Raw genomic sequence first — 16234 nt, forward strand, 5'->3', positions numbered from 1 at the left:
CCGGCCGCTGCGCAAACGGTGCCCGGCGGCGATCCACGGGTGATCAGCAGAAGATCACCGGCAACCATCGGCGCCCGACCATCGGGATCAGCAGTCCCGGCGGGGCGGTGAGGAGCCCGCACAGCGGCGTGCCGGACGTTGGTGCCGAAGCGCCGGACCGTGTGCGTGGCGATGAGCGCGATCCGGCATACCGCCCGCAAGGAAGCTGCCGCGGCTCACTACGCCGAGCGGCGTCCGGGCGTGCTTCGCATGGCGAGCTGGTCGATACGAAGCACGCGGCCGGGATTCGGCCGAGTGACAGCGCCTGCCGGTCGGTGAGGTGGGGCGAGCATCGACCGGTCCGGCGAGGGCAGCCCGGAGGCCGTCCGGAGGGGTGGACCGGAAAGCCTCGTACCAGAACCGGACGGGTGCCCCCGTAAGACAGTGCCGGCTCGGTGCCGGCGGGCGGTGGTGGTGGGGCGGGCGGGGGTCAAGTGATGCGGTCGGTGGGTTTCGTGACACCCGTCGAGGCCGGTCCCGCGCCCTGGCCTCGCTGCCGCGCCCGGTAGGCGCGGGCGCGGCAGCGGGGCGAGCAGTGGCGGGGCGGACGGCCGGCGGAGCGGCCCGGGGCGGCGGCAGCCGCGCGTACCGGCCCGCCGCAGCCGGGACAGTCCGCCCGCGTACCGGACCCGGCGGCGTCGGCGGGCGGTTCGGGTGCGGGTCCGGCCGGAGCGGGGGCGGCGGGGGCGGGGGCGGGGGCGGACGTGGGCGGGGGCGGATCCGGGTGGGGGGTGGTGGGGGCGGGCAGGTCCGGGTGGGCGGTCAGGCCCTGGCGTTCGGCGATGACTCCCGCCTGGAAACGGCTGTGCGCACCGAGCACCTCCAGGAGTTCGGAGACGTGACGGCGGCAGGTGCGCAGGGAGATGCCCAGGCGGCGGGCGATGGATTCGTCCTTGAGCCCCTTGGCGAGCAGCACGAGGATGCTCTGCTTCATGGTCTTGGACACGTCGTGCGCGGCCTGCGGCCCCGTCGCGAACGGCGCGGCGTTCTCCCAGTCCCGCTCGAAGACGTCCAGCAGATACGCCAGCAGGTCCGGCTCCCGGATCAGCAGCGCACCGCCCGACCGGGCCGGCAGCAGGGCCAGCGACCCGTCCACGATGATCATCTGCGGGAGCACCTCCGGCAGCGTCCGTATCTCGGCACCCGCCCCGATGAGTTGCTCCGCGTGCAGCCGGGTGGGCTGGTCGAACCGCGTCGCGTGCTGGTACAGGCTCCGCATCCTGATTCCCCGTCCGAGCAGCGCCAGGTCGCGCGGCAGCGCCTCCCGCAGCGCCGCGGGCGGGAACGCCCCGCCGTGCTTGGAGACCAGCACCTCGCTACGGCAGGAGTCGATCACGTCCGACAGCAGCGAGCGGACCGCCAGTTTGTCCGGCAGGTGGTCGATCGTGCCCTGCGGAAAGGCGTGGCGGCGGGCTTGGAGGTAGACCGGCGTCAGGGCGGCCAGCCCGTCGCGCTGCAGTTGGATGCGCCGGCGCTGTTCGCGCAGCGCCTCCTCCTGCGCGCGCAGGGCCGTGTCGCGGTCGGACAGCAGCTGCGCGGTGGCGGCCTGGGGGCTGACCGGCCGCCAGCCGGCCGGTTCCCCCGCGTCGCCGTCGGCGGGGAGTTCCGTGAGGAGGCAGGAGTCGGTCAGCGCCCGCACCGCGGACAGGCACGCCCGCGCGCTGACTCCGGTCTCGGCCGCGGCCTGCGTGAGGGTCGCCGGAGTGAGGCGTTCGTGGACGACCGCCCACCGGTAGAGCATGACCGCCGTGCTGTCGAGGCCGGGCACCGTCACCGCCGCGCCGGGTCCGCCGTCCGTCTCCATCACATGCCTCCTAAACGTGCCTGGCAGGATCATGATCCACCGTCGGGTATGTGTGTACCGTCAAGCGACTGGCAGGCTGGTGCCCACGGCAGGAACGGCTCCCCGACCAGGACCACCGCCCCGCCGTGACCGGACTGTCGTCGAAACGAGGGGAATTGACACCATGCGCGCTATCTTGCTGCGGACGCTGTTCGCGGTCGTGCTGAGCACCGGGATGCTGGGGGGCGCAGCCGCTGCGGCCTCCGCCTCCGGGCACGGGACGACCACCACACCGCCGTGGGCCGGCGTCCACGACGACAAGCCGTGCATCGTGACGACGGCTTGGGGCGACGCCTGGTGCCCCGGCAAGCCGCTCGACTGAGCCGCCCGGGAGACCGGGTGCGGGGGCAGCGGACTCCATCCGCTGTCGGTTGGGTGGTTGTGGGCCCGACCCGGTCGTCATAAGGGCACGTCGAGCACGTCCGGCGCCGTGAGCGGCGCCGTGACCGCCAGGTGGTGCCCGGAGTATGCCGCCCCGTACGGGAAACCGTGCGGGGCGCTGTCGTGCGCTCGTCCGGATCGCGGCCCTGGGGCCGGGCGCCGCGCCCCCGTCAGGCCGAGGGGGCTTCGGGCCGGGGCGGCGGCGCGTGCGGGTGCCGGGGCGGGGCAGTGGGCGGTTCCCCGGGCCCGACGGGCGGGCGGTCGCCGGCCGCCGCCAGAGCCGTCTCCAGGAGCCGGCGGGCCCGGGCCTCGGCGGCTTGCCAGCCGAGCCGGCCGGTCGCCGCGACCGCGCGTTCGCCGCAGTCCACGGCCTCCGACACGCGGTTCCCGGCCAGTTGGGCGGCCGTCTCCGACACCAGGTTCATCGCCTCCATCGCGGGAGAGCCGTAGCTCGCCCCCAGTTCGGCGCTCTGCCGGTGTCGGGCCACGGCCTCGTCGGGGCGGCCGAGGTGGCGGGCGGTGAGTCCCTGGTTGTAGAGGGCGTACGCCTCGCCGCCCCGGTCCCCCGCGTCGACGGAGGACGCCAGGGTGGTCCGGCTGAGCTCGGCGGCCTCGTCGCGCCGGCCCAGGCGCAGCAGTGTGCTGACGCGCCCCGCGCGGGCGCTGCGGCCGGCCCAGGCGCTGCCGCATGCCTCACCGGCGGCGACGGCCTCCCGGTGCAGGGCGTCGGCCTGGTGCCAACGGGCCAGGTACTGGCACAGATGGGCCCGGCGGTTGAGGATTCCGGTGTGCACCGCGTCGTCACCCACCGCCCGCGCCGCGTGTTCGGCGACGTCCAGCATCCGGCCGGCCTCGTCCAGCCGTCCCAACTGGCCCAGTGCGCTGGCCAGCACGTAGCCGGCCCTGCCGGCCGCGCGCAGGTGTCCCTGGTCCTGCGCGGTCCCAAGGATCGTGCGGAGCGGGTCGAGGCAGCGGGCCCACAGGTGGGAGTCCTCCAGGAGCGGTTCGACGGCGAGCGCCAGATCGGCGGCCACGGCCACGGCCGACGGCACGGTTTCGAGGATCTGCGCGGCGACGGTGAGCGCGCCGTCGTGGTCGGGGTCGAGCAACCGGCGCCGGCTGTCGGGGCGGGCGGGGCGGCCGTCAGGGGGCAGCAGGCCGGGGACGAGGTGCCCCGGGCGTTCGGCGGCGTGGACGGTGCGGGCCTCGGCGAGCAGGTGGTCGAGGAAGCGGGTGAGGGCCGCCGTCCGTTCTTCGGGGCGGTCCTCGACGCGGGAGCACTCGGCCGCGAACGTCCGCAGCAGCGGGTACTGGCGGTACACCCCGGGGCGGGGCGACTCCAGCAGGCCCAGCCCGGTCATCCGTTCCATGAACTGCCCGGTGCGCGCCGGTGCCAGCCCGCCGAGGGCGGCCGCCCCCGCGACATCGGTGGCGCCCCGGCCGGGAAGTGCCAGCAGCCGGAACAGCCGGGCCTCTTCGCCGTCGAGCAGGTCGTAACTGGGCCGGACGCACGCCGTGATGCCGTCCTGGGAGCCGGCCGGCGCGGGAAACACGGCGAGCGGGGGCAGCGCGGGAAAGGCCGGGTGGTTTCCGTCGAGCAGGTGGACGAAGTCGGACACGGACCACGAGGGCCGGGCCGCGAGCCGGGCCCCGGCCAGCCGCAGGGCCAGGGGCAGTCCGCCGCACCGCTCGGTGAGGTCCGCCGCCTGGCCGGGCTCGGCGGCGATCCGCTGCGGTCCCGCGGCGGCGGCGAGCACGGCCAGCGCTTCGGGGGCCGCGAGGGGTTCCAGGCGCACGCGGTGTACGGTCTGCAGCCCGTCCAGCGCGGCCCGGCCGTTGACGAGCACCGCGCAGCCGGGCGAGCCCGGCAGTAACGCCTCGATTTGGGCGGTGTCCCGGGCGTCGTCCAGGAGCAGCAGGAGCCGCCGGTCGGCCACCGTCGTGCGGAAGAGCGCGGCCCGCTCCGGCAGTCCGTCGGGGAGCGCGGGCTCCCGGACGCCGAGTGCCCGCAGGAAGCCGGCCAGGACCGCGGCGGGGTCCGCCGGGCCGGCCGAGGTACCGCGCAGGTCGGCGTACAGCTGTCCGTCCGGGAACCGGTCCCGCAGGCGCTGGGCGACGTGGACGGTGAGCGCGCTCTTGCCGACACCCGCTGTGCCGGTGACCGTGGCGACGGCCAGGACCCCGGGTCGCGGGGACGTCAGCGCGGCGAGGAGGTCCCGTACCGCCTCGGTGCGGCCGATGAGGTCGCCCGGTGGGAAGGGGAGTTGGGCCGGTGTGGGGAGTTCGGCACCGTCCGGGGGAACGGGTGGGCCGCCCGGATCGGCGCACTCGTGGCCCGCGGGGGCCGGGCCGGGGGCGGACACGGAGGCCGGATCGGGGGCCGGATCGGGGGCCGGATCGGGGGCCGGGTGCGGGTGGGCGTCCTGACCGTCCTGCCGGTCCTGCGGGTGCCGGTCCGCTGCCGGCCGCAGATGGCGGCCACTGCGGGCCAGCGCGAGCCCGGCCAGTTCGCGCAGCCTGCCGTGGAGCGGGTGCTCCGCGCACAGCCTGGTGAGTTCGGGGACCAGGCGGGCGTGGTGACCCAGTCGCAGATCGAGTTCTATGCGTTCCAACAGCACCGACAGCCGCAGCTCCGCCAAGCGCTCGCGGTGGATCGCGGCGTGCGGGCCCGGGAGGCCGGCGAGCGCGGGCCCGCGCCACAGACCGAGCGCCCGGGCCAGCAGTCCGGCCGCCTCACCGGGCTCCTGTGCGGCGGCGCGGTTGCGGGCCTCGGCGACCAGGTGGTCGAACACGTCGAGGTCCAGGGCACCCGGGGCGGTGTGCAGGAGGTATCCCTGGCCGTGCGTCGCGATCCGGGAACCGAGCGGGCGCCGCAGCCGGTAGACGTGTGACCTGACCGTACCCACCGCCGTGCGCGGCGGTTCCTCTCCCCAGAGGCCGTCGACGATCTCGCCGAGGTCCACCACGTCGTTGCGCCTCAGGAGGAGCATCGCGAGCAGCGCCCGCTGCTGTGGCGAGCCGAGTGGGAGCACGGCTCCGGCCCGCTGGACCCGGAGCGCTCCGAGCACGCGGAAGGAGGGCTCGCTGCCGGCGCCGTCCACGGTGGCCTCCGGCTCCGAACCGGGTGTCGGTGCGTCCGCGCGGTCCGCGGTGGGGTGGCTGGTCGGAACCGGTCCGGTCGTGATCCCTGCGGCGATCGTACGCACGCGTCACCTCCGTTTGAGGGCCATGGCCGGGCGGGCCGGCTGGGGGAACCGGCCCGCCGGGCTCGGCACGACCTTGCCAGGCGGGGCGCGGCATGGGCCCACTCTCAAAGGATCATGTGAATGCCATGCACGTTTAGGAGGCATGGTGTGGCCTCCGGTCGAGCACGGCCGGATCGGGCCGGTGCTTGCGGCCGGCGGGCCCACCGGGCGGCCGAGCGTGACGAATCTCCGGCGTGCGTCACGAAAGCCGGGACGGCGGTCGGCGGCCGGTCCGTCAGGAGGGGTTCACCGGGCGGTAGCTGCCCGGGACGGGAGTGTCGAGCACCCCTGCGTCCACGAGGGCTTCGGCGATGAGCGCCGCGTCCGTGAGGCCGGTACCGAGTACGGGCGCGAGGGCATCGGCGGACGACGGGCCGATTCCGGCTGCGGTTCCGGCCGCGGTGCGGGCGAGCCGACGGGCGGCACGGGCCAGGTCGGGCCGCAGGTCGGTCCAGTCCGGGGTTCCGGTGTCCGGGCCGCCGGGCGGGACCGTGGCGGGTTGGACCATGGCGGGCGGGCGGCCGGTGAGCCGCACGCTCGTGGCGCTGGGCAGGGCGGACGCGAGGACGCGGGAGCGGGTCGTGACGAGGACCGCACTGCCGGGACTGCCGGGCAGCAGGGGCATGACCTGCGCGGCGTCGCGGGCGCCGTGGAGGACGAGGAGGACGCGCCGGACCGCGAGGGCCGACCGGTAGAGCGCGGCGCGCTGGTCCGGGTCGGCGGGAACCCTCGCCGCCGGGATCCCGAAGGCGTGCAGGAGGTGCGCCAGGAGCGCGCCGGCACCGGCCGGGTCGGGGCCCCAGGTCCGCAGCTCGGCGGAGAACCGGCCGTCGGGGAAGCGGTCGACCGTACTGTCCGCGAGCCGCCCGGCGAGCGCGGTCTTGCCCGCACCGGCGGGACCGGCGAGCACCAGGACGGGGACGGGGGCGCGGTCCGCTCCCCCGGTGAGCACTCCCCTGGCTTCGACGAAGGCCCGGTCCGCCGCGTCCGCCGGCGCCGCCCCCGGGACGGGGGGCCGGCCGGTGGCAGGCGTATGGGGCAGGTGGCGGACGGCGGGTGGCGGCTCGCGCGTGAGCAGGCGGGCGTGCAGTGCCGTGAGCTCCCGGCACGGGGCGACGCCGAGTTCCTCGCCGAGGACGCGGTGCGTGTCGGCGAAGACGGTGAACGCCTCCGCCTGGCGGCCGCAGCCGTGCAGGGCGCGCATGAGCAGGGCCCGCAGTTCCTCGTCGAGCGGGAACTCCCGGGTCAGCGCGGTCAGTGCGGGGACCACCGTGTGGTGCAGGCCCAGGCGCAGGGCGCAGGCGGTGTGCCGCTTGCGAGCGGCCGTGCACAGGGCGGCGAGCCGGACGCGCTCCGCCTCGGCGAAAGGGCCCGGAACACCGGCCAGGGCCTCCCCCGACCACAGGGACAGCGCTTCGGCCAACAGGGCGTGTTCGGCGGCGGTGTCGCCGCGTCCGCGGGCCGTCCGGGCGGCCTCGACCCGTTGCTCGAACCGTCGGACATCGACCGAGTCATCCGGGGTGTGCAGCGCGTATCCGCGCTCGTCGCCGAGCAGGATCCGGGACGGCTCCCGCGGGGTGCGGCCGGGTTCGAGCAGGGTGCGCAGCGCCCATGCATGGGTGCGCACGTTGCCGGCCGCGCTGGCCGGCGCGTCGTCGCCCCAGACGGCGGCGACGAGTTCGGCCACCGGGACGGGCCGGCGCCGACGCAGGAGCAGCACGCTCAGGACCGCCTGGCGGCGCGGCGGACCGGGCCGGGCCGCCGGACCGCCGGGCAGGCCCACCCGGACCGGGCCGAGCAGCCGGAAGAGGGGGGCGTCGTCGCCGTCGGGCGCGTCAGCCGCCGCGTCCCCTGCCCACATCCGGACTCCTTGGCGTGTCGAGCGACCTGACAGCGTGTACGGAAGTGTGGGCGGCGGCCTGCCCGGACGGGGGAGCCGGTCAGGCCGCCGTCACCTTAGCGCGTCTTAGCGCGTCTTCCAGAAAGCAGTGACGGCCAACGGTTCGCCCCCGTTCCAGGCCATGGAAACCGCCAGGGTTCGGTTGCCCACCAACTCCTGGTACAGGAACGTCTTCTGACTGACCTGGCACCAGCCGTTCCCGGTGGCGACGACGGCCCGCACCTGCTCCTCGGTGATGCCGCGCTCGGCCATCCGGTCGAACATGTGGTCCGACCAGTGCTGGATGGTGGTAGGGGCGTAGTCGGTGCCGCACGGGCTCTTGAGTTCGGGACAGCCCTGGCCGTCATCGCGGCAGCGCATCAGCGAGATCGGCGAGTCCGTCAGGGATGTGACCTGCGCCGTCGCCACAGACTGGATCCGGGTCTGAGCCGGGGCGGGCGCCGCAGCCTGCGCCGGGGTCGCGGTGAACGCTGCCGCGGAGGCGGCGAGGGCGACGAGCGCGAGCCGGACGCGCTTCGAGTTGATCATGGGGGGCTCTTCCCTTGTTCCTTGGCGATGCGCGGCCCCGCGGCCGCCTGGAATGAAGGTCGCCGGTGGCCGTACACGCGCGATGAGCGGCCGATCGTCGGCTGCGATCAGCTGCGATGGGCGTCCGTCCATCGCACGAGGATCGCCCCGCCGCACCGTTGTGGCCATGACCGACGAACTGATCCGCCACCGGGAACCCCCGGCGGACGGCGAGTGGCCCCTTCACCGCCGCGAGCCGACGTACCGCCCGCAGCCCCGCGGAGACGTGCTCCGCGACCGGGGCGGGTCGGGACCGGATTCCGGCAGGGGGAAGCGATGAACCTGGAACAGATGTACGCGTTCTGCTTGGCCGACCCGGTGTTCTTCGACCTCCCGCAGCGCATCGCGGACGAGGACGAGCGCTGGACGCCGCCGCGGGTCGGCGACGCCACCCTGGAGCAGGACGACGCCGACGTTTGGGTGCGGGTGTTCTTCGGCCGGCCGCTGCCGGACCAGGGCTGGAAGATCCACGTGTCGGCCGACGTCCCGGCCGCCCAGGAGGTCCTGGACCGGGCCGCCGCCGTGTGCACCTCCCACCGCGTCGCCTTCAAGTACCTGCGCAGCGGCCGGCTGCTCTCGGCGTTCAACTCCAAGTACGCCCACCGCGGTTCCTCGGGGAAGTTCATCGCCGTCTACCCGGCCGACGACGCGGAGTTGAAGACGCTGCTGGACGCCCTCACGGACGTACTGGACGGGCAGCGGGGCCCGTACATCCTGTCCGACCTGCGCTGGAGCGAGCGCAGCCCGGTGTTCCTGCGGTACGGGGCGTTCGCCGCGCGGTGGGCCCGGGACGGGAGCGACGCTCCCGTCCTGGCCATCGCCCGGCCGGACGGAACGCCCGTGCCCGATCCGCGGACCGCGGCGTTCACCCCGCCGCAGTGGGCTCCGATGCCCGACTTCGTCCGCGAACGCATCGAACGGTTCGGCGAGATCAGCCGCGTGGACCTGCCCTACGAGATCGTGCGACCGCTGCACTTCTCCAACGGGGGCGGGGTCTACCTCGCTAAGGACCCCGCAAGCGGCGACCTGGTCGTGTTGAAGGAGGCACGGCCCCTGGCCGGGCTCGACGCGCGGGGACTCGACGCCGTCGCCCGCCTGCGGCACGAGCACCGCATGCTCACCGCGCTGGCCGGGACCGGTCTCGTACCGCGCGTACTGGGCTACGAGACCCACTGGGAACACGACTTCCTCGTTCAGGAGTACATCGACGGCGACGCGCTGGCGAAAGCCGGCGTGCTGCGCCTGCCGCTGGTGCGGCCCGGGGCGACACCGCAGACGTACGCGGAGTACACCCGCTGGTCGCTCTCTGTCCTCGACAAGGTCGCCGCGGCGGTCGCCGCCGTCCACCGGGCCGGGGTCGTCTTCGGCGATCTGCACCCGAACAACGTCATCGTGCGTCCCGACGACACCGTCACCTTCATCGACCTGGAAGCCGCCCACCCCGTCGGCGAGGAGCGCAGCGGTCTGCTGGGGGCGCCGGGGTTCGCGGCGCCCGCCCACGTCACGGGCACCGACATCGACGCCTACGCTCTGGCCGCCCTGCGCCTGGGCCAGTTCGTTCCGCTGACGGCGCTGTCCGGCCCGGATCCGGCCAAGCCCGGCCAGCTCGCCCGATGGGCGCACGAACTCTTCCCGCTGCCGGCCGGTTACGCCCATGACGCCGCGGCCACCATGGCGGCGATCAGCGGGACCACCACCGGGGAACCACCCGGCCCCGGAGCGGTCCCGGCGGTCGGCAGGGACTGGGCGGAGAACCGGGCGGGGCTCGTCGCGGCGCTCACTGCCTGCGCCACCCCCCACCGGGAGGACCGGCTGTTCCCCAACGATCCCGACGGAGCGCGGGAGGGCGGCGGAACGAACCTGTCGCACGGCGCGGCGGGCGTCCTGTACGCCCTGCACGCCACGGGCCACGCCGTCGACCCCTCGTGGGCCGACTGGCTCACCGCAGCGACGCTGCGGGACATCGACCGCGCACCCGTCGGCCTCTTCAACGGCTCCTGCGGGGTGGCCACCGTCCTCGACCTCCTGGGACGGCACGAGGAGGCCACCGAGATCCTGGGCCGGGCCCTCGACCGCACCGGCGAACCGACCAGCCTCGGCCTGCTGACCGGACTGCCCGGCACGGGTCTGACCGCGCTCGGCTTCCACGCCCGCCGCGGGGACGGCGTCCACCTCGACCAGGCCCGTCGCATCGCCGACCGCGTCGCGGAGCGCATCGAAGCCGCGCTCGACCACCCGGCCGGCAAGAACCCCGGCGCGGGCCTGACCACCGGGGCGGGCCTGACCGCCGGGGCCGCCGGAGCCGCGTTGTTCCTGGTCCGCCTGTACGAACGCACCGGCGAGCCGGGCTGCCTCGACCTCGCGGAGCGGGCACTGCGCCGCGACCTCGCCCGGTGCGCGGACGTCGACGGCTCCCTGCAGGTCGACGACGGCTGGCGGTCCGTGCTCTACCTCGGCACCGGATCCACCGGCATCGGACTCGCCCTGGCGGCCTTCCTGAAGCACCGCACCGGCGAGGGCCTCGCCGAGGCCCTCGCCTCGATCCGGCTGGCGGCGCGCGGCCAGTTCACCGTGTTCCCGGGTCTGCTCGACGGCCGCGCCGGACTGCTGTACTTCCTGACGGCCGTCGGCGACGGCGCCGACGACGCCGCCGCGCTCGAAGGCCACCGGCGCGACCTGTGGCGGCACGCCGTACCCCACGGCGACGGCCTCGCCTTCCCCGGTAGGCACCTGGTCCGGCTGTCGATGGACCTGGCCACCGGATCGGCCGGAGTGCTCCTGGCGATGGACGGCGCCCAGCGCCGCATCGACCATCTCCTCCCCCTGCTCGGCGGCCCCGTACCGGCCACCGCCGCCTGAAGCCTGCTGGACCGGTCCCGGTCCGGCGAAACCCCGACACAGAAGGGAGGTGACCCGCATGTCCGTACTCAACCTGCAGCAGCTCGAGCTCGCCGAGGAAGAAGGCGCCGCACTGCTCGCCAGCGCCATCAGCTACGCGTGCCACGGCACCCTCGCCTGAGCCGTGTCCCGCCTCCGGGCGGCAACGACCGACCCGGCCGGGACAGAACTTCCACCCAAGGAATCGAGGTGAACACCCATGTCCATCCTCAACCTCCAGCAGCTGGAGATCGCCGAGGGGGAAGACGGCCTGCTGCTCATGAGCAGCGCCAGCTTCCAGTGCCACAACACCAGCTTCCACTGAGCCACGGGCAACCCGCCCACGCTCGCCAACACCGAACGGAGATGACCGTGATGTCCATCCTCAACCTCCAGCAGCTGGAGCTCGCCGAGGGCGAAGACGGCCTGCTGCTCATGAGCAGCGCCAGCTTCCAGTGCCACAACACCAGCTTCCACTGAGCCACGGGTAGTACCCCTGCTCGGAAGAGGCAGTGACGATCCGTTCGCGGATCGGGACGGGCTGCGGGGATTCCCCGCAGCCCGTCCCGTCATGTTCGGTCCTCCCAGGACTGCGACGGCCGAAAGCAAGTAACGGTGCGCTCCCGGGACTCGGCGACATGCCTCTTCTGCTGACGTAGCGTCTCCAACCGTGACCGATCGGCACCCCACCTTCGCCCCGGCGGGACGCTAGGCGGGGTGGATCGCGCCGGTCCCACCGACGCTCACGATCCTGTTGGCCTCCGGCCTGTGGACGGCGGCCTCGCAGCCCGGACTATTTCCGGACGGTCAGGGGCAGGGCATGTGCGGCGCGGTTGCGTATCCACTTCCGACCACTCATCACATCTCCTCCGGACCGCCCCGCGCCGTCTCGTACGTGACGTCGGCGCGTATCAGGTGTTCGGAGGGAGCGCCCCCGGCAGACCGCCTCGGTCGCGGGGGCCCTTCGTCACTGGCGAGTTCGACTCGCGCTGACGGCCGACCGCCCCGGCCCGTCGGGGCCGGGGCGGTGGCCGATGGGTCAGGAAGGCCGCCAGGGCCGAACAGCCGGACACGGTCTAAGACTGGGTCCCGGTCGTTTCGGTTCTGGTGTAGAGGACCTCGCGACCCTGCTCGGCGGCGCGGATGAGCCCTTCGCTGACGAAGTCGAGGAAGCTGGCGGCGTTCTCCAGGCGGGTGGCGGCCGGAGTACCGCGGCCGAGGACGCCCACGCCCTGCCGTGCGGTCTCGATGAACTGGTCGTTGGCCCGGGCGCTGCGGATCATCGACTGGTACCAGAGGTCGTCGTCGACGACGTAGCGCTCGCGCCGGCGTTCGCCCTGTTCCCGGCGGACGAGGTCCAGGCTTTCGAGGAACGTGATCGCCTTGGAGATGGACGCCGGGCTGACCTTCAGGCGCTGGGCGAGTTCGGAGGCGGTGAGGCTGCCGGTGTCGGTGGTGTAGAGGCAACCCAGCACCCGGGCCATCATCTTGGGCAGACCCGAGGTCATGAAGACGGTGGTGAGGGCCTCCTGGTAGTCGCGCACGGCCTCGGCGTCGCGCCCGTAGGCCTGCGGAAGCGCCGGCGAGCCCGCGGGCACGGCCTGCTTGCGCCGGTGGGTGCGCTGCTGGGTGGCGCGGTGGGCCAGGTCGGCGCGATAGCCGGCGGGGCCGCCGTTCCGCATCACCTCGCGCGTGATCGTGGAGGTCGGACGGTCGAGCCGGCGGGCGATCTCGGCGTACGCCAAGCCGTCGGCCAGCCCCGCCGCGATCTGCTGGCGCTCCTGCTGGGTGAGTCTGCCTCCCGGCATCACGACCCCCTTCATGCCCCACGGGTGCCCCATGGTGCCGCTCGGTGTTCCCTGACGCCTCCACCATAGCGTTCGTCCTCACAGATTGCAACGATCAATCCTCTGTTTGTTGCATTAAACGAGAGTGCATTGCAATGATTGCACTGCTTCTACCTGCGTAGATACAAATTCAAAGCAAAATCACTGTTGCAGCGATTCGGAAAGCAACGTAGCGTTTCCAGTGTTCGGCACAACGGTCCGCAGAGTATGAGGGAGAGCACGATGCAGAAGTTCAACACCCCCGCCCCGATCTCCGCCGTCCTGGACATCCCCGCGGGGCGCGTCCAGATCATCGCCGCCGACCGGGCTGACACCGCGGTCGAGATCCTGCCCGCGAACGCCTCGAAGGGCCGCGACGTGAAGGCGGCGGAGCAGACCACGGTCGAGTACGCCGACGGGGTCCTGCGCATCCGGAACGCGGCGAAGAACCAGTACCTCGGCCCCACCGGTTCCATCGAGGTGACGGTCAAGCTGCCCGCCGGTTCCCGCGTCGAGGCGAAGGCGGCCGGCGCCGAACTGAGGACCGTCGGCCGCCTCGGCGACGTCGCCTTCGAGGGCGCGTACCGCCGGATCAAGCTGGACGAGGCCGCGAGCGTCCGGCTCACCGCGGTCGACGGGGACGTGGAGATCGGCAGGCTGTGCGGCTCCGCCGAGATCAGCACCGCGCGGGGCGACATCCTGATCACCGAGGCCACGGGCGGCAAGGTCGTCCTACGCACCCAGTGCGGCGACATCTCGGTCGGCGCCGCCGCGGGCGTCTCGGCAACCCTGGACGCCGGCACCCCCCACGGCCGCATCGGCAACGCCCTCAAGAACAACGGCACGACCGAACTCGCCATCCACGCCACCACCTCCAACGGCGACATCACCGCCCGCAGCCTGTGACCCGCGGCCCCGAGGGGCCTGAACCGTCAGGCCGGCGAGACGCGCGGTGCGGTACCGCTCGCGGCGGTACCGCCCCCGGTCCCCGAGGAGGCGTCCACGGGTCTGGATGCCCGGATCGTCCGGCTCACCAGCCGACGGGAACGCTCGTGACCCCGGCCATGGAGGCGGTACCGCTCAGCACGATCTCCTCCTCCGAAACCGCGAGCCGCGGATTCCGGAAGCGGTTGAGCAGCGCCGGAAGCGCCACCCACAACTCTTCTCCCGCCTGCCACCGACGGAGGTGATACCTCCTGCGATCCCTCCTCGGACTCCCGTTCAGGGACGGGCCGGGGAGCCGCTGCTCGACTCCTACGAGCAGGAGCGCTACCCCGTGGGGAAGCAGGCACTGCGCATCTCCGGGGCGATCACCCGGGGCGTACTGAGCGCCCCGAGCAGCGTCCGCGTGCGCCGCAGCCGCCCAGGTCGGTGTTTCCGTCGCCCTTGCGGGCGACCGGTGGACTGACGGGTGTCTCCTGACTCGTCGTCATTGTGCTCTCTCGCAGGCACTCGGGCACGCCGCTCGATCACGGCAACGGCTCGTGCCCCGTACTCAGCGTTCGGCGCTGATGAGCTCCAGCAGGCCGGGGAAGCGCTCGTCCAGGTCCGCCCGGCGCAGGGTGGCCGCTCTGCTGTTCCCGCGGTCCACCTGTCGTACCAGACCCGCCTCGCGCAGGACCCTGAAGTGGTGGGTGATCGTCGACTTCGAGACCGGGAGGTTGAAGGAGGCACAGGTCCTCGCCGTGCCTTCCGGTTCCCTCAGCAGGGCGGTCACGACCGCGTACCGCAGCGGGTCGGAAAGCGCGTTCAGCACGGTCAACAGGCTCATTTCATCGAGCGAGGGGTGGCCATCCTCGTCGGGCATCGCACCCTCCTTCCTGAGGTACGGGTTGCATAGTACCTCCCCTCCGTGCCGGCGTAAGGTTCGATGTAAACCGAACCTGGTCGTTCAGTCGGCCGAACCGAGCCTGGAGTAGTGCCCCCATGAGTACGCAGACCACGTCGTCAGCCGCACCACCTGTGCACGCGCAAGGACAGCCGGGCCGAACACTCACCCTGGCCGCCGTGCTCCTGGCGGTGTTCGTGGTACCGATGTCGATCTCCGGCACAGCCGTCGCGCTGCCCGGCATCGGCGCTGACACCCACGCCGGCCTCGCCCCCCTGCAGTGGGTGGTGAACGCCTTCAACGTCGCCTTCGCCTGCTTCACGCTCGTCTGGGGTTCCGTCGCCGACATCGTCGGGCGGGTCAAGGCCTTCGCGGCCGGAGCCGCCGTCTGCGCCGTGGCCTCGCTGGTCAGCGCGCTCGCCACCAACGTGCTGTGGTTGGACGGCGCCCGTGCGCTCGCCGGAATCGGTGGCGCGGCGATCTTCTCCTGCGGCGCCGCGATCATCGCGACCGCCTTCGACGGCCCGGCCCGCGCCAAGGCGTTCGCCCTGTTCGGCACCATTGCCGGAGTCGGCGTGGCGATCGGCCCCTCGCTGGCGGGCGTGCTCGTGCAGGGCCTCGGCTGGCGCTGGGTGTTCGCGGTACACGCCGTCGCCCTCCTGCTCGTGCTGCTCGCAGTGCCTGCCATCGCCAAGTCCATGCCGGCCGACGGCGGCAGCGGTGCGAGCGTGGACGTGCCGGGCAGCGCCCTGTTCGTGGTCGCCATGGTGCTGCTGACCACCGCCATCGTGCAGGGTTCGCAGTGGGGTTGGGGCAGCGCGGGCGTGCTGGGCCTGTTCGCCGGCGCGATGGTGGTCCTCGTGCTCTTCGTGGCGGTCGAGAACCGCCGGGAGCACCCGATGCTGGATCTGAGCGTGCTGCGCAACCGCCGGTTCGTCGGCCTGTGCCTGGTGCCGGTCGCCGCTTCCTTCGGGTTCGTCACCATGCTCACCTACCTGCCGAGCTACCTGACGGCGGTCACCGGTCGCGACACCGGCGCCGCCGGCCTGATCATGCTGCTGCTCACCGCGCCCGTGCTGGTGTGCCCGATGCTCGCCGCGAAGCTGGTCACCCGCGGGATCCCGGCGCTCACCCTGATCTACGTCAGCCTCGCCTGCCTGGTCGTCGGCGATCTGGCGCTCATGCTCTTCTCGCCCGACGTGAAGATCCTCGTCGTCGCCCTGCCGATGCTCGTCACCGGCGCCGGCATGGGCCTTTCGGCGGGGCTGGTCGACGGCCAAGCGCTGGAGCTGATCGACCCGGCCAAGGCGGGCATGGCCGCGGGCTTCCTCAACACACTGCGGCTCGGCAGCGAGGCCATCGCCGTGGCGGTGTACGGCTCGGCCCTCGCCACCGTGCTCGGCACGCGCATCGAGGACGGCATCGGCGACTACGCGGGTGCCTCGCACGCGGAGCAGATCGCCGACCAGGCCGCGGGCGGTGACTTCGCCAGGGCCACCGAACTGTCCGGTGCGGTGGACACCGAGGGCTTCACCCACTTCCTCGCCCAGTCGTACGACTCCGCCTTCCACACCGTCCTGTGGGGACTCGCCGCGGTCTGCGTCGCGCTGTGCGCGGTGGTCGCCGTCCTGCTGCGCGGCGGCTCCACCGACAGCGCCAAGTGACCCTCGCGTCGCCGGCTCCGCTCCAGGGTCCGCTGCGAACGGGGTCGTAAGTCCGGGGAGTGTC

The 16234-nt window shown here is 73.4% G+C and carries 12 protein-coding genes; 5 read left to right on the top strand and 7 right to left on the bottom strand.

Features of this window, described 5'->3' with window-relative positions:
- Positions 1-469: 469 nt before the first annotated feature.
- Positions 470-1843: a LuxR C-terminal-related transcriptional regulator gene (locus ACFVXJ_RS24850; RefSeq protein WP_389664825.1), complete on the bottom strand. Its 1374-nt coding sequence runs from the start codon at positions 1841-1843 to the stop codon at positions 470-472.
- Positions 1844-2006: 163 nt separating this feature from the next.
- On the opposite strand from ACFVXJ_RS24850, the gene ACFVXJ_RS24855 reads away from it, so the two are divergent.
- Positions 2007-2204, top strand: coding sequence for a hypothetical protein (locus ACFVXJ_RS24855; protein ID WP_389664827.1), 198 nt, complete (start codon positions 2007-2009; stop codon positions 2202-2204).
- Positions 2205-2433: 229 nt separating this feature from the next.
- On the opposite strand, the gene ACFVXJ_RS24860 is transcribed toward ACFVXJ_RS24855, so the two are convergent.
- From ACFVXJ_RS24860 to ACFVXJ_RS24870, 3 genes are all read right to left on the bottom strand, one after another.
- Entirely contained in the window at positions 2434-5469 is a 3036-nt protein-coding gene (locus ACFVXJ_RS24860; RefSeq protein WP_389664829.1) for a BTAD domain-containing putative transcriptional regulator, read from the bottom strand.
- Between the two features lie 274 nt (positions 5470-5743).
- Entirely contained in the window at positions 5744-7369 is a 1626-nt protein-coding gene (locus ACFVXJ_RS24865) for a BTAD domain-containing putative transcriptional regulator (protein ID WP_389664831.1), read from the bottom strand.
- 105 nt (positions 7370-7474) lie between these two features.
- Positions 7475-7936 carry a DUF4258 domain-containing protein gene (locus ACFVXJ_RS24870; RefSeq protein WP_389664832.1) on the bottom strand — a complete coding sequence of 154 codons (462 nt, stop codon included), beginning with the start codon at positions 7934-7936 and terminating at the stop codon, positions 7475-7477.
- Between the two features lie 315 nt (positions 7937-8251).
- On the opposite strand from ACFVXJ_RS24870, the gene lanKC reads away from it, so the two are divergent.
- On the top strand, positions 8252-10834 hold the full coding sequence (gene lanKC / locus ACFVXJ_RS24875) for a class III lanthionine synthetase LanKC (RefSeq protein ID WP_389664834.1): 2583 nt from the start codon (positions 8252-8254) through the stop codon (positions 10832-10834).
- A 58-nt stretch (positions 10835-10892) separates the two neighbouring features.
- Complete coding sequence (locus tag ACFVXJ_RS24880; protein ID WP_389664836.1) at positions 10893-10994, top strand: class III lanthipeptide; 102 nt, start codon at positions 10893-10895, stop codon at positions 10992-10994.
- Between the two features lie 934 nt (positions 10995-11928).
- Here ACFVXJ_RS24880 and ACFVXJ_RS24885 read toward each other — a convergent pair.
- A complete protein-coding gene (locus tag ACFVXJ_RS24885; protein ID WP_389664838.1) occupies positions 11929-12660 on the bottom strand; it encodes a helix-turn-helix domain-containing protein in 732 nt (243 codons plus the stop codon).
- A gap of 261 nt (positions 12661-12921) precedes the next feature.
- On the opposite strand from ACFVXJ_RS24885, the gene ACFVXJ_RS24890 reads away from it, so the two are divergent.
- The gene (locus tag ACFVXJ_RS24890) at positions 12922-13584 is read left to right on the top strand and encodes a DUF4097 family beta strand repeat-containing protein (RefSeq protein ID WP_389664840.1); all 663 of its coding nucleotides are present in this window, start codon (positions 12922-12924) and stop codon (positions 13582-13584) included.
- A 124-nt stretch (positions 13585-13708) separates the two neighbouring features.
- On the opposite strand, the gene ACFVXJ_RS24895 is transcribed toward ACFVXJ_RS24890, so the two are convergent.
- Positions 13709-13831, bottom strand: a complete 123-nt coding sequence (locus ACFVXJ_RS24895; protein ID WP_389664841.1) for a hypothetical protein — start codon at positions 13829-13831, stop codon at positions 13709-13711.
- Between the two features lie 342 nt (positions 13832-14173).
- Complete coding sequence (locus ACFVXJ_RS24900) at positions 14174-14485, bottom strand: ArsR/SmtB family transcription factor (protein ID WP_389664843.1); 312 nt, start codon at positions 14483-14485, stop codon at positions 14174-14176.
- A gap of 119 nt (positions 14486-14604) precedes the next feature.
- On the opposite strand from ACFVXJ_RS24900, the gene ACFVXJ_RS24905 reads away from it, so the two are divergent.
- On the top strand, positions 14605-16170 hold the full coding sequence (locus ACFVXJ_RS24905; protein ID WP_389664845.1) for an MFS transporter: 1566 nt from the start codon (positions 14605-14607) through the stop codon (positions 16168-16170).
- Positions 16171-16234: the final 64 nt, after the last annotated feature.

The sequence above is a fragment of the Streptomyces sp. NPDC058279 genome (genome assembly GCF_042881255.1).
Taxonomy (GTDB): Bacteria; Actinomycetota; Actinomycetes; order Streptomycetales; family Streptomycetaceae; genus Streptomyces.

Excerpts from the sequence above, each read along its gene's own strand:
- ACFVXJ_RS24890 (WP_389664840.1), top strand. The coding sequence starts at position 12,922 with ATGCAGAAGTTCAACACCCCCGCCCCGATCTCCGCCGTCCTGGACATC.
- ACFVXJ_RS24885 (WP_389664838.1), bottom strand. The coding sequence starts at position 12,660 with ATGCCGGGAGGCAGACTCACCCAGCAGGAGCGCCAGCAGATCGCGGCG.
- ACFVXJ_RS24865 (WP_389664831.1), bottom strand. The coding sequence starts at position 7,369 with ATGTGGGCAGGGGACGCGGCGGCTGACGCGCCCGACGGCGACGACGCC.
- ACFVXJ_RS24855 (WP_389664827.1), top strand. The coding sequence starts at position 2,007 with ATGCGCGCTATCTTGCTGCGGACGCTGTTCGCGGTCGTGCTGAGCACC.
- ACFVXJ_RS24850 (WP_389664825.1), bottom strand. The coding sequence starts at position 1,843 with ATGGAGACGGACGGCGGACCCGGCGCGGCGGTGACGGTGCCCGGCCTC.
- ACFVXJ_RS24880 (WP_389664836.1), top strand. The coding sequence starts at position 10,893 with ATGTCCGTACTCAACCTGCAGCAGCTCGAGCTCGCCGAGGAAGAAGGC.
- ACFVXJ_RS24870 (WP_389664832.1), bottom strand. The coding sequence starts at position 7,936 with ATGATCAACTCGAAGCGCGTCCGGCTCGCGCTCGTCGCCCTCGCCGCC.
- ACFVXJ_RS24905 (WP_389664845.1), top strand. The coding sequence starts at position 14,605 with ATGAGTACGCAGACCACGTCGTCAGCCGCACCACCTGTGCACGCGCAA.
- lanKC (WP_389664834.1), top strand. The coding sequence starts at position 8,252 with ATGAACCTGGAACAGATGTACGCGTTCTGCTTGGCCGACCCGGTGTTC.
- ACFVXJ_RS24900 (WP_389664843.1), bottom strand. The coding sequence starts at position 14,485 with ATGCCCGACGAGGATGGCCACCCCTCGCTCGATGAAATGAGCCTGTTG.